A 17,100-nucleotide genomic window follows, 5' to 3' on the forward strand; every position below is an offset into this window, starting at 1 on the left:
TTTGGCATTATGTCTCCACTACATCAAATGCTGTTTCGATATCGTTAAGGTAGACACTAATGATGTCGGTATCACTTGTATTGATCTGAAAAATGTGTAAAGAACCTTCCTCAGGAGCTTCCTCAGATGTTTCGGTTAGTTTCAGCGTGTACGTATCATCAGTGATATCAACTACGTAGTCAACCTTTTGATCTGATTGATAAATGACATATGGCTTATCTCGATTTTTTCCATAAATAAGTTGTAAACGTAAGGTATGATCGACTTTTTCTTCGATGGCAGAAGGAACATCAGACAACTCCGCTGCTACTTCTTCGCTACCAGTACAGCCGGTTAAGGCAAAGCCGAGTATACAAAGGCTAATGATTAATTTTTTCACAAAGACCACTTCCTTCTCTTTAGGTAGGTTCTACCTATATACTGTATGTACATAAAAAGGGTTTCAGTTTTTATATGGAGGTTGATTAGATGAGTCGTGTGATTTTAGGTAAAGATATTGAACAATGGATGAAGGACTTTCCACACCTGCAGCAGCTAATGAAAACAGAACCTATAACATGGATTAATGATAGGAAATCGAATCATGAACCGATCCATCTTACTATAGAAGAAGCAGAGCAACGTTTAAGACGATTCGCTCCTTTTTTAGCAAGTGTTTTTCCTGATACACAAGCAAATCAAGGGTTGATTGAATCACCTATTCAGCGAGTAGTGCTTGCCGAGCAAGAAATTGAAAAACAGTTTGGCAAAAATCCTGGAAACCTGTGGCTTAAATGCGATCACCAATTACCGATTTCAGGATCCATTAAAGCACGAGGTGGGATTTATGAGGTATTAGCGCATGCTGAGAAGCTAGCCTTCCAACATGGCATGTTGAGGGAATCAGATGACTACTCAATATTGGCGGATGAATCATTCCGTTCTTTTTTCTCTTCTCATAAGATAGCCGTTGGTTCTACTGGAAACTTAGGGTTAAGCATTGGTGTGATGGGAGCGGCACTAGGATTTCAGGTTACGGTTCATATGTCCGCAGATGCAAAGCAGTGGAAAAAAGATTTACTTCGCACGCGAGGAGTGGAAGTCATTGAGTACACTTCAGACTATAGTAAAGCGGTAGAGGAAGGAAGAAAACAAGCGGAAGCCGATCCTACCACTCACTTTGTAGACGATGAGAATTCAACAACCCTTTTTGTTGGCTATGCAACAGCGGCTAAGCGCCTTGCGGGTCAGCTTGCAGAACAAGGGATTGAAGTAAGTGCAGAGCGTCCATTACATGTCTATCTTCCATGTGGAGTAGGTGGTGGTCCAGGTGGCGTCACCTATGGATTAAAGCAGGAGTTTGGTGAGCATGTTCAATGCTTTTTTGTTGAACCTACACATTCTCCGTGTATGGTGCTTGGAATGATGACAGGTTACCATGACCGCATATCTGTGCAGGATTTTGGGATTGATAATCAAACCATTGCTGATGGAGCCGCTTATCTCAGGTATCATGACGGCAGAGGATTCAATGCTTTATAAGCTGCAAGCCTTGTTAATGGATACAGAAAAAATTCAGCTTGAGCCATCGGCCGTTGCGGGACTTGCTGGGCTGATTCAATTACAGAAGGATCATGCGGTTCAACACGCTAAAGCCGCTACTCATTTAGTTTGGGCAACAGGAGGAAGTATGGTACCAGAAGAACAAATGCAACAAGATTACCAAACAGGGAAGAGGCTTTGGGAAACGGAGAATATAGAGTAAAGGTAAGCAAAACAATCGTTAAACAAACGTTTATTTTAATGAAAAAGTTCAATCTTTACAAAGCTTTAACCAACTTATCGTGGGGTAATATGGTATAATCATGTGAAAATATGTGTTAAGGGGGCGTCAGCTTGAAACGAATCGGTATTGCGTTACTTGCTTTTGCTGGACTATCTCTTCTCATTCTTAATATTATTCAAAACCTAGACGGACAGGCAGTTGCAGCAGATGATGAAGAACTTGCTGAAAAAATAGACCAATTGAATCCAGAGAACGGGGAAGTTAGTTATTTAGATTATCTACACTATTGGGCGTTAACGCATGATCACGTTCAAATTGCAGTAATAGGAAGTAGTGTAACAAATGGGAAAGGCGCAAGCTCGACCTCGAAAAATTGGCCTAGTCTTATGACACGTTCCATTCAACAGACTCAGGCAGTGCTCGAAAAAAGCAAACTCAGTAATTATGGAGTAAACGGAGCGACCATTCAGAACCTTCTGGATAACGGAAGTTTTGAGCAAATGATTAAGGAAGAACCTAATTTTATCATTATAGAAAGTTCCATTTTAAATAGCCATAGAAAGAACGAACCATTAAAAAATACAAATGAATCCATACGAATGGCTGTCGAGCAAATACAACAAGCTCTACCAACAAGTAAAATTTTGCTCACATCACCTAACCCTGCTACAACAAAGCTCGACACAGATTATAATGACATCGGACTGAATTATCAAGAGTACCTAGAAAGCACTGAGGATTACATCCTCAGCCAAGGCTGGAACTATGCAGATATGTATGGTGCGATGTTAATTGATTTTGAAAAAGAAGGATTAATGCTTGAGCAAACGTTAGCAGACGGCTTGCATCCAAATGATCTGGGATACAGGATCTGGGCTCGTCAGCTGATGCTTTACTTAGAAGAAGACCGTACGTTATAAGATTTGAACCACTACTTCTGGATGAGGTGGTGGTTTTTTGGTTGGGGTTTGGAGTGGTAGGGGTGGAATCGGAGCGATAGAGAAAAGATCCATGCGATAGAAGGGAAATCCATGCGATAGGCATCTGGATTGGTGTGATAGAAAGGAGATTCATACGATAGGTAGCGGGATGGATGCGATAGAAGGGAGATTCATGCGATAGGCATCTGGATTGGTGGGATAGAAGGGAAATCTATCCGATAGGCATCTGGGATTGGTGTGATAGAAAGGAGATCCATGCGATAGGCATCTGGATGGATGCGATAGAAGGAAGATCCATGCGATAGGCATCTGGATTGATGTGATAGAGGAAGATCCATTCGATAGGCAGCGGAATTGATGTGATAGAAGGAAAGTCTATGCGATAGGCATCTGGATTAATGCGATAGATGGGAAATCCATGCGATAGACATCTGGATTGATGCGATAGAAGGAAGAACCATGCGATAGGCATCTAGATTGATGTGATAGAAGAAAAATCCATGCGATAAGCAACGGGATCGAAGCGATAGCCATCAATACGTTCCCCAGACCGTTCATCAAAAAAAACCGCGGTCTCTCCGCGGTTCTCCTCATTCCTCTCTTTATTTCCCTTCCAACACGGCAACGGCTTCTTTTAGTGTCTCAGCTTGTCCGACATTTCCAGGGAACACAATGTATGCACATCCTGGGAATTTGCTTTCTGGACCTGTTTTCCATACAGGGATGCCTGGCTTAATTTGTCCGGCGACTTCTGCACGTTTCACCGATAGACCGGTTGTACCGACGCTGCTAGAAGTGATGCCGCCTTTTGCGACAATGTAGTTCGGTTGGACGGTTAAGTCGCTAACAATGCTAGTGACAGCATCGGAAATTTTTACAGAAAGCTGTAACTCTTCTTCTTGACGGTTATCACCGAGATCTAATCGCTCACGTCTAGTGTAATAAACTACCGATTTTCCTGAGGTAATCAATTGTTCAATCGTTGTACGAACTCGCTCAATTTCTTTGGCAAATGCGTCATCATCCAGTACAAGGTGAACGTCGAACTCAATCGCTTCCACTAGACCGCTCGCAATCAGGTCATTGAGTTGCTCGGTTGTTTTCTGAACATGAGAACCTACAACAATTAATCCGCCATGATTTGTGTCTTCTGTGATTAACTCATCGCGTGTTAATAGGGCTTTATCTGTTACTCCACCAATAACCTTTGTTAAGGCTGAGGCGCTACGGCATAGAAATTGCTTGCCTTCTTTTAAAGCTTGGAGGAAGGCTGTAACAAAGACTTCAACATCTACGTAATCCACTGCATTGACAATGATTTTTTGAAAATCGGTTGCAGCAAGTAGTTGGTTTTTAACAGCTTCTACATCGTTTGCTCTTAACGTCTCAAGCGTAATGTAGATACAATCTTCCTTTTTGAATTCGCCTTTTGTTTTTTCTTCGACCCACTCTCCAAGATGAGAAGAGTGGAAGCTGAATGTACGATCTTTAGCAAATTCTGTTTCTCCAGCAGGGACGAGGTCATCTCCGTACTGTACGTAATGAACGTTATCAATGGTTAGGCGACCTCCTTCTTTAAAGAAGGGAATAATCACTTCTCCATCAAATCGACTAGAAGAAGCAGCTTCAATTGAATCCTTTAACGTAACAGTCTCAAGTGGGTAGTGCCCGCGAAGGGTAGAGTCTCCTCGGCTAATTAAAACATAAGGAACGTTTTCCTCTTCTGAAACAGCTTGTACTCTTTCTGCAATCTCAGTATGAGCCTTTGTTGTTTCAGCAGAAGTGAATCCGCGTGAGTTAGTTAGTAGGAAGAAGATTCGATTCTCTTCACGAAACCCAGCTTGAATGGAGCTTTTTGTCCAATCCGTATAAACCGACACACCGTGTACCGTCTGGATACCGGTTGGATCATCATCAAGTACGACAATTTTATAAGCTGAATTTGCTAGTTCTTTTGATAAAAGATCTTGAACAACCTCTCTATTAATTGAAGGAATCTGGTCTAGTCGTTCGGAAGCTTTTAGGTTTTGCATACTTATTGCTCCTTTCTTTCTACAGTTACGTTTGCCATCTTCTCATAATGCTGCACGATGCTTGCGTGATCCAAGGCTTCCTTTCCATCTGCTTTTAACGAATGGAAAATCTCAAGTAGCTGACTTGATAAAGGCAGTGGAACAGACAATTCATGCGCGGTATTCATCACATTTGTCAGATCTTTTAAGTTAATATCGACTCTTCCGCCTGCTTTAAAGTTACGGTCAAGGATCATTGGAATCTTTGCATCCATTACAGTACTTCCAGCGAGTCCTCCTCGGATGGCTTGGTACATTTTATCAATATCAATTCCAGCCTTAGAAGCAAGCGTTAGCGCTTCAGATACAGCAGCGATATTTAAGTTAACGATAATTTGATTTGCAAGTTTGGCCGTTGTTCCGCAGCCGCTGTCTCCAACTAAAACGATGTCTGAACCCATCGCTTGTAGCACTGGCTTTACTTCTTCAAACTGTGCTGACTCTCCACCAACCATGATAGCGAGTGTGCCATCGATGGCTTTTGGTTCTCCACCACTTACAGGAGCATCTAAGAAATGAACACCCTGTGCTGCAGCTAGAATTGCCATTTCTTTAGAATCTACAGGAGAGACAGAGCTCATATCCACAATAATTAAATCTTTAGATGCGCCTTCCATGACACCGTTATCGCCAAATACAGCCATACGAACATGCTCGCCTTTAGGTAACATGGTAATGACGCAGTCGCTGTTTTGGGCAACTTCCTTACCTGAGGTTGCAGGTGTTGCGCCTTCAGTTGCTAACTGATCAACGGCGCCTTGATTTAAGTCAAATACCGTTACTTGAAATCCTTTTTGTAGTAAATTACGTGCCATAGGGCTTCCCATAATACCTAGTCCAATAAATCCAACGCGTTTGTTCATGTATATCTCCATCCTTTTTTATATAATCTCTCTCTTATTCTATAAACCTGGTAATACGGTTTGGAACATTGTTAAAAAGTAGATAAAACCTAAAGCTGTCAGTCCTGCTATGAAACCACCTAAGCTCCACACACGTAGCGTTTCCATCATAGACAGACGTCCGAATTTACTAACAACCCAGAAGCCGGAATCGTTTGGTAAGGATAATCCAATACCACCTGCACAGATTGCTAGTCCGAGTAACACTGGAGATGCACCTAGTTCTACTGCCATCGGTCCTAGGATTGAAGACGTTGTAATTAGTGCAACTGTAGCGCTTCCAAGTGCTGCGCGTAGTAATTGAGCGAATAGGAAAGCAAGTAAGAGTACAGGCATATTCAAGCCCTGCATCATTCCGATTAATAAATCACCAATCCCTGTTTCTTGAACAACTTTACCGAAAGCACCACCTGCACCAGTTATTAACAAGATCATACCGGAGGACTCAAATGCTTGTGTCATAACAGTCTTTGAATCTTCTTTTAGATAAGGTCTGAACACAAAGAGTGCAGTAATGACACTAATGAGTAAGGCTGTATTTTTATCGCCAATAAAAGCAAAGAACGTAGGAATGATATGTTCAGGATTCTCTATGAAAACAACATTCATTAACGTGTTTGATAGAATCAAAACAATTGGTAAGGCAAGCATGGAATAAGCAAGCCATGTAGGCATTTCTTTCCCAGTTGATACTTGTTCTGTTTCTTCCATTTCCTCAGTGACATCACTTAGACGATCTCCGTTTGGTATACGTTTGCCGATGAATTTACCATAAAGTACACCACCGACTAGCGTGGCAGGAATGGCAACAAGTAAGCCGTAAAGGAAGAAGACGCCAATTTCAGAACCGGTATTGTCAGCAACAATCAGTGGACCTGGTGTTGGAATAATTAAGCTGTGTGAAACAATCAAACCGATAGCCAGGATCGCAACAAATGTTGCAAGTGAAATCTTTGTTTTAATGGATAAGCTTTGAACCAGTTTGTTTAAGATGATAAAAGCAGCATCAAAGAAAACGGGAATCGCCACTGTGGTTGCGGTTGCAGATAAGGCAAGAGGAGATCGTTTCACTCCAAATGCTCGAATCATTGATGAAGCAATTTTCTCAATGGCACCAGAGGCAGCAAGGAATTGACCGAAGATAATTCCAAGACCGATCAGTATCCCGACCCCTGCTAATGTTCCTCCGAAGCCATCTGCAATGACTCCGGGTAATTCCCTGACACCAATATTCGAAATGAGACCAATTCCAATAGCTACAACCAGTAAGGCAATAAATGCATCCCACTTTAATTTAATAATAAGAACAAAAAGCACAATCAAAGCTACGATAAAACCAATAATTAAACCTGTTCCTGTAAGCATATGCGTCACCTCTTGAAGTTACTTTCCATTTTATGAGCGCTTCCATTTGGAAGCTTATTTTTTCATTCGTGTTACGGCAAGTCTTGACTGGTTTACTCTGCTTGTTAATCGTTCGCCTCCGAGAGCAACCATACGTGTATACAATGTATCAATGAGTGTAAGCTGTACAATCCTTGAAACCATGGCATCAGAGCGCTTTGTTGTTTCAGCCGCTTGAGTTAATAGAAGAAAAGTCGCCATGCTTGCAAGTGTCGTATTCCGATTTGATGTAATGACGATGATTTTGGCTCCGTTGTTCTTAGCGATCTCAACCACATCAATAATGTCAACGGTTTCACCAGAGTGCGAGATGGCTACAACAACATCCTGCTCGTTCATATGGCTTGCATAAATCGCTTGGTAGTGAGGGTCTTTGACTGAGAGGGTGGTCTCACCTAAACGCATAAATTTATGAGCACCATCTTCCGCAATGGTCCCTGATAAGCCTTGTCCAAAGAAATAAAGGCGTTTTGCTTGTTGCAGAGCAAGGATGGCTTGTTCAATCGTTGAGACATTTAACTGATCTTGAGTCATTGATAAGGCAGAGCTAATTTGATCAGAAATCTTTTCAAAGACAACATCTGCTTGATCACCCACTTGGATATCATTTGTTTCGGTCGCGTTTGATTTAGATTCAGCAAGCTCTTGGGCGAGAGCAACCTTTAGTTCTTGATAACTTGCATAACCAAGCTTGCGATATAACCTCACAACACTAGGCTCACTTACATTACTTAATAGAGATAACTCATTCATAGAAAGTAAGAATGGTTTATCATGTTGATTTAGTTGTTGAATAATTTTTCGTTCAGAAGCAGTAATGGATTCTTTTTTCGATTCAATACGTTGTTGAAAACTGGACAACGTCTAATCACCTCCGTGTTCGTAGTAATATTACTACAATAAAATCGCTTACACAAGACTTTTTGTTTGTTTTACTACATAAATTTAGTTGAATAATGTCGAATGTAGCGTTATCATAAGGATTATTGTAATAAAACTACATTATGGAGGGGTCTTTATGTTTATCTCGACAAAGGAACTTTTAGTAAAAGCGGAGCAAGAACATGCGGCAATTGCTGCCTTTAATTGCTACAATGCGGAAACGGTACAAGCAGCGATTCAAGCGGCTGAACAAGCCAATCAAGGAGTATTAATTGCGTACGGAGAGCGGTATAAAGATTACATGAATTTGGAAGCGTTTGCTGCATTCACAATAAAACTAGCAGAGCTTGCAAGTGTTCCTGTGGCCTTGCATTTAGATCATAGTTATGAATTAGAGACCATCAAGAGAGCGCTCACAGCTGGGTTTACATCTGTGATGTTTGATGGATCACCTCATTCATTAGAAGAAAATATCAGATTAACTAAAGAGGTTGTTGAGCTCGCACATGCCCATGGTGTACATGTTGAAGCGGAGATTGGTTCAATGGAAAAAGGAGACTTCTCAGATGAAGAGGAGGGAGATGGCCGATTAACAGATCCAACAGAGGCTGCACGATTTGTCTCAGAAACAGGCGTTGACTTTCTTGCTGCTTCCATTGGAACCGTTCATGGAATGTATAAAGGTGAGCCAAAGCTTCAATTTGATTTGCTCGAGGAAATTGCTGAGAAGGTTCAAATTCCATTAGTTCTTCACGGAGGATCGGGCACGCCAGAGGATCAAGTTTTAAAAGCGATTGATTATGGTATCAGGAAGATTAATGTTAATACAGAAATCTCATTAACAGCAGTGAGCACCATTGCAGACACGGTTAAAGAAAACCAACAAGTACATTTAAGCACCCTAATGACTCATGCACAGGAACAAATGACAATCCATATGGAGAAAATCATTCGTTTGTATCAAAATAAATAGTAAGTAAGAGAGCTAAGAAAATAGGTACAAGGCAAATGATTTGATGAGTGAATCATTTGCCTTGTCTTTTTTTAAGATATAAGCGGAGGGTGAATGCGAGACTCCTGTGGATACAGTACGCGGTGAAGACTCTGTAGCAGTGATTTTCTGCGTAAGTGGATGAGGCCGTACCCACGGAAAGCGAGTATTCTCCCGAAGCGGCATTTTTTTGGTTAAGACAAAAACACATAAGCCAATCCAATGACAATCAGTATTGCGATAGGAATGAGCAAAAGGTAGATCCAGGACAGGTTTCGGAAGCTTTTTTCACTACTGTAATTTTGATCAACAATATTTACATAGATAATTGAAACGATAAGACCAATGAAACATATGAGGCCAGTAAAAATGAGTAAAAACGTCATTCTGCCACTCCTTTAGACATCATTTCCTTCACTATAAGGGATATGGTGAACCAATGTAAGCGCATAATCTTTTTTGTTTATGTATTGACACACCTTATTATCAGAATTATTATAAATATAATATCTGATATATCAGGTAGGTTCTTAGATCTCAATTCGTAAATGATCAGACGTTGACAGATTCGGACTTCGTCGATAGTCATTGATATATCAGATATCATTGGAGGAGTCATCATGAAAAAGCAGATGGATACAGCGGACTTTTTTAGCTCAGGGATTGAAAGTGTTAAGTCCTTGCGCGAGATTGCCGTAGAGAAAATTAAAGAGGCGATTGTTAGTGGATACTTTATGCCTGGAGATCATTTGAAAGAACGTGAGCTATCTCAGTTAATGGGTATAAGTACAACGCCAATTAAAGAAGCTTTTCGTATTCTTGGAAATGAAGGATTTGTCCAGACGATTCCGCGAAAAGGAACCTATGTATCAGAGTACGCCAATACCTCAATCGAGGAGATTCTATTGCTCCGTGCATCAATCGAAGGATTATGTTGTCGATTAGCTGCGATGAAAATGAATGACTCGGAGTTAGCGCTGTTAGAGGATCAGATTGACACGATGAAGGAATTAAAAGAAGACGAGGATGCGGAAGCGTTAGTGCGACACAATACAGCCTTCCACGAAATGATTGTTCATTTTGCAGAAAATGCAATGATTAAGAATATGCTAAACAACGTCAAAGCATTTGATCATGCATTCCGAAAACGGGCTCTTTCTTATCATAAAGAAATCATTGAGGGATATGAAGAGCATTCAGCTATCTTCCAAGCCATCAAGAGTCGAGATGGTGATCTTGCTGAGAGGTTAATGAAGCAGCATATTTTACGAACGACAGAATTCATTCTGTCTCATCAAAAGGAACAATAGGAGCTAAGCTTCTATTAAATAAAATGATAACGCATACAAAAGGAGGACGACATGGATTATAAAACATTTGCCAAAAGGTTAGAAACGATTTCGGCGATCCCAATTACTGCTTTTCATGATGATTTGAGTGTGAATTGGGAGGGAGTGAAGGAGAATATTGATTTCTTAATGGAGAATAAACTTGAGGTTGTTGTGCCATGTGGAAACACAAGTGAGTTCTACGCATTATCAATGGACGAAGCAAAAGAAGAGACTAAGAGAGTTGTAGAGTACGTGAATGGTCGAGCACTAGTTGTAGCTGGTGTTGGTTATGCTGTCCCAACGGCGGTGGAGCTTGGTAACTTTGCTAAAGAAGCTGGCGCAGACGCCATTATGATTCACATGCCTGTCCATCCATATATTACATCGAAAGGAGCAGCTAATTATTTCCGCTCCATTATTGAGCAAGTCGATTTGCCAGCTATTGTTTATTTTAAAGATCCAAATGTATCAGATGATGTCTTAAAGGAACTCGCGCCACTCGACAAACTTGTTGGAGTAAAGTATGCAATCAATGACTTGCCGCGATTCACCAAACTCGTACGTGAGGTACCAGCCTCACATAACGTAGCTTGGATTTGTGGAACTGCTGAAAAGTGGGCTCCGTATTACTGGAATGCTGGAGCGGTTGGCTTTACTTCAGGTCTAGTCAACATCCTTCCTAGTAAGTCATTTGAATTGCTAGAGGCGCTCAGAGCAAACAATTGGGAGGCTGCATGGGATGTTTGGGAGCATGTTCTTCCGTTTGAAGACTTACGTGCCAAATATAATAATGGAAACAATGTAGTTGTGATTAAAGAGGCCATGGAAGCCGTTGGTTTAACGGCTGGCAAAACACGTGAGCCGGTAGCGGCATTAAATGAATCTGATCATGCAGAAGTTGAAGCATTACTTGAAACATGGGGTTTGAAAACAACTCAAAATTCATAAAGGATGGTGTGGAACATGTCAGAAGCAGTGACGTTTAGCAATTACATTAATGGTGAGTGGGTACAAGGAGCATCAGGAGAAGTAGGAGAAAGTGTGAATCCGGCTCGTGCAAAAGAAGTGGTAGGACGGTTCCAAAAATCAACGGCGGAAGATCTTAATCAAGCCGTACAATCAGCAGCAACGGCTCAAAAAAAGTGGCGTAAGTTAACAGGTGCGGCTCGTGGAGCTTACCTCTATAAAGTAGCGGATATCCTTGAAGCAAGAACAGATGAAGTTGCTGAAGTTATGACCAAGGAGATGGGTAAAACCCTACCAGAGGCAAAGGGAGAAACCGCTCGCGGAGTAGCGATTCTAAGGTATTATGCGGGTGAAGGGATGCGAAAGGTTGGAGACGTCATTCCTTCTACAGACGCTGAGGCCTTTATGTTCACAACCCGTAAGGCTCTTGGAGTTGTAGGAGTTATTACCCCTTGGAACTTTCCGGTAGCGATTCCGATTTGGAAGATGGCTCCAGCATTAATCTACGGAAACACTGTTGTTCTTAAACCAGCGTCAGAAGCGTCAATCACAGCGGCTAAAGTTGTAGAGTGCTTTGCTGAAGCTGGATTTCCTGAAGGTGTCGTGAACTATATCACTGGCTCCGGTTCAATTATCGGTCAGGGTCTCGCTAATCATGAGCAGGTAGATGGCGTTACATTCACTGGTTCTGACGGTGTTGGGCAGCAGGTTGGCCAAGCTGTTCTTGCTAGAGGTGGAAAGTATCAGCTTGAAATGGGTGGAAAGAACCCTGTTATTGTAGCGGATGATGCGGACTTAGATCTAGCCGTAGATGCAACGATAAGTGGAGGATTAAAATCAACAGGACAAAAGTGTACAGCCACAAGTCGTGTTATCGTCGATCAAGCAGTCTATGAAACATTTAAAGAGAAATTAGTTGCAAAAGTGAGTGAATTAAAAGTAGGAGACGGGCTTGATTCTGATACATGGATGGGACCAAGTGTAAGTAAGGGGCAGCTTGATACAGTACTTTCTTATATTGAAAAAGGGAAGGAAGAAGGAGCCAACCTATTATTCGGTGGTCGCCGCCTAGAAGATGGAAAGCTAGGAGACGGGTATTATGTTGAGCCTGCTATCTTTGATGAAGTTGATACGAAGATGAGTATCGCTCAAGAGGAGATTTTTGGACCGGTTCTCGCTTTAATTAAGGTAGATGGCCTTGAGCAAGCGATTGAAGTGGCAAATGATACGAAATTTGGTTTAAGTGCATCGATTTTCACAACAAACATTGCTCGCATGATGACATTTATCGAGGACATCGATGCAGGGCTTGTCCGAATTAATGCAGAAAGTGCTGGAGTTGAACTACAGGCACCATTTGGTGGAATGAAGCAATCAAGCTCACATTCACGTGAGCAAGGAACAGCTGCCATTGAATTCTTTACAGAAGTTAAAACCGTTTTTATCAAAGGATAAATGAGGGGGATCTATAATGAAGATTTCAAAAGTTAAACTTACTGCAGTTGGTGTTCCGCGTCATACTGGATTCGTGAACAAACACGTCATTGTTCAGCTTAAAACAGACGAAGGAGCGGTGGGAATCGGCGAAATGTCCGATTTCTCCCACCTACCTCGTTATTCAGTTGATATGAAGGATCTAGAGGCTACACTTGATTCCATTTTAATTGGTAAAAATCCTTTTGATACAGCAGATATCAACCGCGAGCTCGATTTGAATTTTCCGCAAGCGCTTTATTATTATGAAAAAGGTAGTTTTATTCGAAACGGCGTAGATACCGCTCTATATGACGTATGTTCAAAATACTTAGGAGTGTCTATGTCTGATCTACTAGGTGGACGCCAACGCGAGAAATTTAAAGTATGCTATCCAATCTTCCGCCATCGCTTTATGGATGAAGTGGATGAGAACATTGAAATTGTACGAAACAGACTTGAACAAGGATTTGATACATTCCGCCTCTATGTTGGGAAAAACGTGGACGCAGATGAAGCATTCCTCGACAGGGTCTATTCCGAATTTGCTGGAAAAGTAACGATTAAGTCCTTGGATTTTAGTCACTTACTTGATTGGAAGGATGCGCTTAGGGCTACAAAACGTCTATCTAAATATCACTTTGAATTAGTAGAAAGCCCAGCATTCTGGAATGACTTTGAAGGGTTAAATCATTTTAGACTTCAATGTGAATTTCCTGTAAGTGAGCATGTATGGAGTCCAAGACAACAATATGAAATGATCAAAAAAGATTCCGTTGATATCTTTAACATTGCTCCTGTCTTTATCGGTGGACTAACAGCCGCAAGAAAAGCCGCATATGCAGCTGAAGTGGCAGGGAAAAGCGTCTTAATCGGAACAACTCAAGAGCTTTCTATCGGTACATCCGCTATGGCTCATTTTGGAAGCGCGCTACCACATTTAAATTATACATCTGACCCAACAGGTCCAGAGCTCTATATTGATGATATCGTAACCGACAAAATTCAGTACGAGAACGGGTTCCTACGTTTACCTGATAGAAAAATTGCAGGGATTGGGGTAGATCTTGATTGGAATAAGATTGAAAAATATCGAGTGCCTGATCTAAGCTGGGGCGATGTATCTGTTCACCAGCTGCAGGATCGAACGTCCCAAACAAGAGGATAGGGAGGGAAACGCATGCGGAAGCACGTGGGTGTGGCAGCACTTGGAATAGGTCTTCTATTCCTTGCTGCCTGTTCCTCTTCTGAAGGGAAACAGGCAACAGAAGCTGATATCGCCAACTATCCAAATAAGACCATTGAGATTTATGTGCCTGCGAGTCCAGGGGGGCAAACAGATACAGCCGCTCGTGTGATGGCCAAGCATTTACCAAAGTACCTTGGTGCTAATATTGTGGTTGTGAATCAAGCAACCGCTGGTGGAGCTCTTGCTTTTGAAAATGTTCGTTCCTCAGATAAAGATGGATACAGCCTCCTTTTTAATCATCAAGCCCTTCATACAGGCCATGCCGTACGTCAATTGGAGTACAGCACAGATGAATTGACAGCTATCGGCACTTTCTCATCTGTTAACCAGGTCTTCGTTGTTAGTGCCAATTCACCCTATGAAACACTCGATGACCTCGTAGACTACGCGAAGGAAAACCCTAATGAAGTCATTTATGGTTCACAGATCGGAGGAACCACTCACTTTATGGGAGAGCTATTAGGAATTGAGTCTGGTACAGAAATTAAAATTCTTGATGTAGGTAGCGAGTCGGATCGGATGACAGGACTTCTTGGAGGACAGATCGATCTTGCTGTAACAGGTGTTGGAAATGTATTAAATTACATTGAGTCCGGAGATTTTAGAGCGTTAGGTGTACTATCGGATGAACGAGATGAACTGGCTCCAGAGCTTGAGACAACAGTGGAGCAGGGATATGACGTTCAATTCCCTATTGTTCATTCCTTGTATGGACCTAAGGATATGCCTGATGAGATTGTTCAACAATGGAATGATGCAACAGAACAGCTTGCACAGGATGAGGACTACAACGAGGAACTCGAAAAGACGTTCCAGCAGCACACATTAATGAATGCAGAGGAAGCACGGTTATTTTCTCAGGAAGAAATGGAGAAAGCTCAGCTTATTGCAGATGAACTTTTTTCTGATATTGAATGATAAGGCGTGATGGGGATGAATCTAACACAAGAACGGGTCATGGGTATGGTGATCGCAGGGCTCGGGTTACTCATGTTTTTGAATACATTCACCATGTCTTTTATGATGCTAGCGGATGATCCGGGACCAAGGCTATTGCCTAGGGTAGTCTCGATTGCCCTTATTTTATGTGGAATTGGGCTCGCCTTCTATAAGAGCGAGGGTGCTAAACAACTTACCTTTAAATTAAACGAGAACAGTAAGCGAATGGTCATTAGCTTTATTGCGCTACTTGCATATGCTTTGTTGTTTAATGTTATTGGGTATATCATCAGTACATTTGTATTCCTCAGCTTCTTAACTTGGTACCTGACAAAAGAGAAAGACAAAGCAACCATTTGGAAAAGTTTAATTAATGGCTTTGTTGTAACCGTTATCATTTATGTGGTGTTTTCACAATTACTGAATGTCATTTTACCTGCAGGGCTTCTATAAAGGAGGAGCAACATGGACGTATTTATTCAAAGTTTATCTGCATCCTTCACTCCGTTCGTCATCCTGCTTATGGCACTAGGTGTGCTAATTGGATTGATATTTGGAACAGTGCCAGGATTAACAGCAACCATGGGTATGGCGCTCTTTGTACCCTTTACCTTTGGGATGGACCCGGTACCTGGAATCGCCTTTTTAATTTGTTTACACTTGGGTGGTGTATCGGGAGGACTTGTTGCCTCGACTTTACTCGGGATACCAGGAACTCCATCTTCTATTGCAACAACCTTTGACGCATACCCAATGTCTAAAAATGGTGAGCCATTACGGGCGCTTGGAATAGGGGTTATCGCTTCTTTAGTAGGGGGAGCATTAAGCTTCATTGCTCTTGTGACGATCTCTCCCGTTATTTCAAGACTCGCTGTAAAGATGGGGCCATTTGAATTCTTTGCATTAATTTTCTTTGCCCTTTCACTTGTAGCGGTCCTTGCGAAGGGGAGTATGTTAAAAGGAGTGACAGCCGGATTTCTTGGACTGGCGGCAGGACTTGTTGGCTTTGCTCCAATTGATGGGCTGCAACGCTATACGCTCGGAATTCTTGAGTTAAAGGGAGGATTTGAACTTCTGCCTTTAATTATGGGATTATTCGCAATCTCGCAACTATTAATTGAGATTCTTGGAGACTCTAAAAGTCAGGATATCGACCTTAAGGCAAAAGGGTTTGCTTTCTCGCTTACGGAAATCATCAAAAACTGGTGGAATCTTTTACGTTCATCACTAATCGGAATTGCCTTCGGGATCTTACCAGGGCTTGGTAGTGGGACATCAAATTTAGTTGCGTATGCACAGGCAAAGCAGGCTTCTAAGACATCAGAACGATTTGGAAAAGGTGCCCCAGAAGGAATCTACGCCTCAGAATCAGCAAACACGGCAAGTGTCGGGGGTTCTCTTATTCCCATGCTATCTCTCGGGATTCCAGGTGACACGGTTACGGCGATTCTTTTAGGTGGTTTTATGATTCATGGACTCCAACCAGGACCGTTATTCTTTACGAGTAACCCCGACATTGTGTACGTCGTGTTTATTGCCTTTTTTGTCGCGATGGTATTGGTATTCTTGTATCAGTTGTTTGGGATGAAGCTTTTTACTCGGGTATTAACAGTTCCAAAGCAATACCTGTTTCCAGTTATCTTTGTTTTGACGGTCGTAGGCGCCTATACGACCAATAGCTCCATTTTTGATATTTGGGTGATGATTTTGTTTGGGGTCGTAGGATTTTTCCTTGTTCGGAATGGATTCCCTATCGCTCCGATGATTCTTGGATTTATTCTTGGACCATTACTTGAAACATATATGAGAAGAGCCCTCATGACATCAGGAAATGCAGCCGATTTCTTTACGAATCCAATCTCTGCCTTATTTATTCTGGCTGGAATTGCGTGTGTGGTATTCACTCTTAGAAGTGAGATCAAAGAAAAAAGAGGGAAGAACACAAGCAACACACTTAACGTTTAAAGATTGAAAGATGATCCCAACCCAACGAATCTGTCAGACTACAGATTCATTGGGTTTTTCTACTTCTACAAAGGAATAACTTTCCTTCACCTTTCATAAAATCTGTTGATCAAGCTTGTATATTGGCACCATGTCGAAAAATAATTAGGTGATGTTATTGTATTTTTTGGCTAATCGATTTATATTGGTTGTACGTACTAGTTTAGTTGAGAACCGATCC

15 protein-coding genes and 1 pseudogene are annotated in these 17,100 nt (G+C 41.7%); 10 read left to right on the forward strand and 6 right to left on the reverse strand.

Features of this window, described 5'->3' with window-relative positions; genetic code table 11:
* Nucleotides 1-7: 7 nt before the first annotated feature.
* A complete protein-coding gene (locus JNO66_RS10030) occupies nt 8-379 on the reverse strand; it encodes a hypothetical protein (protein WP_203088102.1) in 372 nt (123 codons plus the stop codon).
* A gap of 89 nt (nt 380-468) precedes the next feature.
* Here JNO66_RS10030 and JNO66_RS10035 point away from each other — a divergent pair.
* A pseudogene (locus JNO66_RS10035) lies at nt 469-1,744 on the forward strand (D-serine ammonia-lyase).
* A 131-nt stretch (nt 1,745-1,875) separates the two neighbouring features.
* Nucleotides 1,876-2,685 carry an SGNH/GDSL hydrolase family protein gene (locus JNO66_RS10040; RefSeq protein WP_203088103.1) on the forward strand — a complete coding sequence of 270 codons (810 nt, stop codon included), beginning with the start codon at nt 1,876-1,878 and terminating at the stop codon, nt 2,683-2,685.
* A 396-nt stretch (nt 2,686-3,081) separates the two neighbouring features.
* On the opposite strand, the gene JNO66_RS20435 is transcribed toward JNO66_RS10040, so the two are convergent.
* From JNO66_RS20435 to JNO66_RS10060, 5 genes are read right to left on the reverse strand one after another with little or no spacing between them, the layout of a single operon-like run.
* Entirely contained in the window at nt 3,082-3,264 is a 183-nt protein-coding gene (locus JNO66_RS20435; RefSeq protein ID WP_210340830.1) for a hypothetical protein, read from the reverse strand.
* Between the two features lie 44 nt (nt 3,265-3,308).
* Entirely contained in the window at nt 3,309-4,739 is a 1,431-nt protein-coding gene (locus JNO66_RS10045) for a four-carbon acid sugar kinase family protein (protein ID WP_203088104.1), read from the reverse strand.
* Nucleotides 4,740-4,741: 2 nt separating this feature from the next.
* Nucleotides 4,742-5,641 carry a 2-hydroxy-3-oxopropionate reductase gene (gene garR / locus JNO66_RS10050; RefSeq protein WP_203088105.1) on the reverse strand — a complete coding sequence of 300 codons (900 nt, stop codon included), beginning with the start codon at nt 5,639-5,641 and terminating at the stop codon, nt 4,742-4,744.
* A gap of 39 nt (nt 5,642-5,680) precedes the next feature.
* On the reverse strand, nt 5,681-7,045 hold the full coding sequence (locus JNO66_RS10055; protein ID WP_203088106.1) for a GntP family permease: 1,365 nt from the start codon (nt 7,043-7,045) through the stop codon (nt 5,681-5,683).
* Nucleotides 7,046-7,099: 54 nt separating this feature from the next.
* Entirely contained in the window at nt 7,100-7,945 is an 846-nt protein-coding gene (locus JNO66_RS10060; RefSeq protein WP_203088107.1) for a MurR/RpiR family transcriptional regulator, read from the reverse strand.
* Between the two features lie 157 nt (nt 7,946-8,102).
* On the opposite strand from JNO66_RS10060, the gene JNO66_RS10065 reads away from it, so the two are divergent.
* From JNO66_RS10065 to JNO66_RS10100, 8 genes are all read left to right on the forward strand, one after another.
* Nucleotides 8,103-8,939 carry a class II fructose-bisphosphate aldolase gene (locus JNO66_RS10065; protein WP_203088108.1) on the forward strand — a complete coding sequence of 279 codons (837 nt, stop codon included), beginning with the start codon at nt 8,103-8,105 and terminating at the stop codon, nt 8,937-8,939.
* Nucleotides 8,940-9,577: 638 nt separating this feature from the next.
* Complete coding sequence (locus JNO66_RS10070; RefSeq protein WP_203088109.1) at nt 9,578-10,267, forward strand: GntR family transcriptional regulator; 690 nt, start codon at nt 9,578-9,580, stop codon at nt 10,265-10,267.
* A 51-nt stretch (nt 10,268-10,318) separates the two neighbouring features.
* Nucleotides 10,319-11,236, forward strand: a complete 918-nt coding sequence (locus JNO66_RS10075; RefSeq protein ID WP_203088110.1) for a dihydrodipicolinate synthase family protein — start codon at nt 10,319-10,321, stop codon at nt 11,234-11,236.
* 15 nt (nt 11,237-11,251) lie between these two features.
* The gene (gucD, locus tag JNO66_RS10080; protein WP_246483227.1) at nt 11,252-12,709 is read left to right on the forward strand and encodes an alpha-ketoglutaric semialdehyde dehydrogenase GucD; all 1,458 of its coding nucleotides are present in this window, start codon (nt 11,252-11,254) and stop codon (nt 12,707-12,709) included.
* Between the two features lie 16 nt (nt 12,710-12,725).
* On the forward strand, nt 12,726-13,895 hold the full coding sequence (locus JNO66_RS10085; protein ID WP_203088112.1) for a mandelate racemase/muconate lactonizing enzyme family protein: 1,170 nt from the start codon (nt 12,726-12,728) through the stop codon (nt 13,893-13,895).
* A 12-nt stretch (nt 13,896-13,907) separates the two neighbouring features.
* Nucleotides 13,908-14,894 (forward strand): tripartite tricarboxylate transporter substrate binding protein, encoded by a 987-nt coding sequence (locus JNO66_RS10090; protein WP_203088113.1) that lies wholly within the window; start codon nt 13,908-13,910, stop codon nt 14,892-14,894.
* 15 nt (nt 14,895-14,909) lie between these two features.
* Nucleotides 14,910-15,368, forward strand: coding sequence for a tripartite tricarboxylate transporter TctB family protein (locus tag JNO66_RS10095; RefSeq protein WP_203088114.1), 459 nt, complete (start codon nt 14,910-14,912; stop codon nt 15,366-15,368).
* A gap of 12 nt (nt 15,369-15,380) precedes the next feature.
* Entirely contained in the window at nt 15,381-16,880 is a 1,500-nt protein-coding gene (locus JNO66_RS10100) for a tripartite tricarboxylate transporter permease (RefSeq protein ID WP_203088115.1), read from the forward strand.
* Nucleotides 16,881-17,100: the final 220 nt, after the last annotated feature.

Source organism: Alkalicoccobacillus gibsonii (assembly GCF_016798245.1).
Lineage (GTDB): Bacteria > Bacillota > Bacilli > Bacillales > Bacillaceae_D > Alkalicoccobacillus > Alkalicoccobacillus gibsonii.

What these genes read in the sequence shown, in the direction of transcription:
- JNO66_RS10075 (WP_203088110.1), top strand. Translation starts at nt 10,319, where the DNA reads ATGGATTATAAAACATTTGCCAAAAGGTTAGAAACGATTTCGGCGATC.
- JNO66_RS10070 (WP_203088109.1), top strand. Translation starts at nt 9,578, where the DNA reads ATGAAAAAGCAGATGGATACAGCGGACTTTTTTAGCTCAGGGATTGAA.
- JNO66_RS10045 (WP_203088104.1), bottom strand. Translation starts at nt 4,739, where the DNA reads ATGCAAAACCTAAAAGCTTCCGAACGACTAGACCAGATTCCTTCAATT.
- JNO66_RS20435 (WP_210340830.1), bottom strand. Translation starts at nt 3,264, where the DNA reads ATGAACGGTCTGGGGAACGTATTGATGGCTATCGCTTCGATCCCGTTG.
- JNO66_RS10085 (WP_203088112.1), top strand. Translation starts at nt 12,726, where the DNA reads ATGAAGATTTCAAAAGTTAAACTTACTGCAGTTGGTGTTCCGCGTCAT.
- garR (WP_203088105.1), bottom strand. Translation starts at nt 5,641, where the DNA reads ATGAACAAACGCGTTGGATTTATTGGACTAGGTATTATGGGAAGCCCT.
- JNO66_RS10100 (WP_203088115.1), top strand. Translation starts at nt 15,381, where the DNA reads ATGGACGTATTTATTCAAAGTTTATCTGCATCCTTCACTCCGTTCGTC.
- JNO66_RS10090 (WP_203088113.1), top strand. Translation starts at nt 13,908, where the DNA reads ATGCGGAAGCACGTGGGTGTGGCAGCACTTGGAATAGGTCTTCTATTC.
- JNO66_RS10055 (WP_203088106.1), bottom strand. Translation starts at nt 7,045, where the DNA reads ATGCTTACAGGAACAGGTTTAATTATTGGTTTTATCGTAGCTTTGATT.
- JNO66_RS10095 (WP_203088114.1), top strand. Translation starts at nt 14,910, where the DNA reads ATGAATCTAACACAAGAACGGGTCATGGGTATGGTGATCGCAGGGCTC.
- JNO66_RS10065 (WP_203088108.1), top strand. Translation starts at nt 8,103, where the DNA reads ATGTTTATCTCGACAAAGGAACTTTTAGTAAAAGCGGAGCAAGAACAT.
- gucD (WP_246483227.1), top strand. Translation starts at nt 11,252, where the DNA reads ATGTCAGAAGCAGTGACGTTTAGCAATTACATTAATGGTGAGTGGGTA.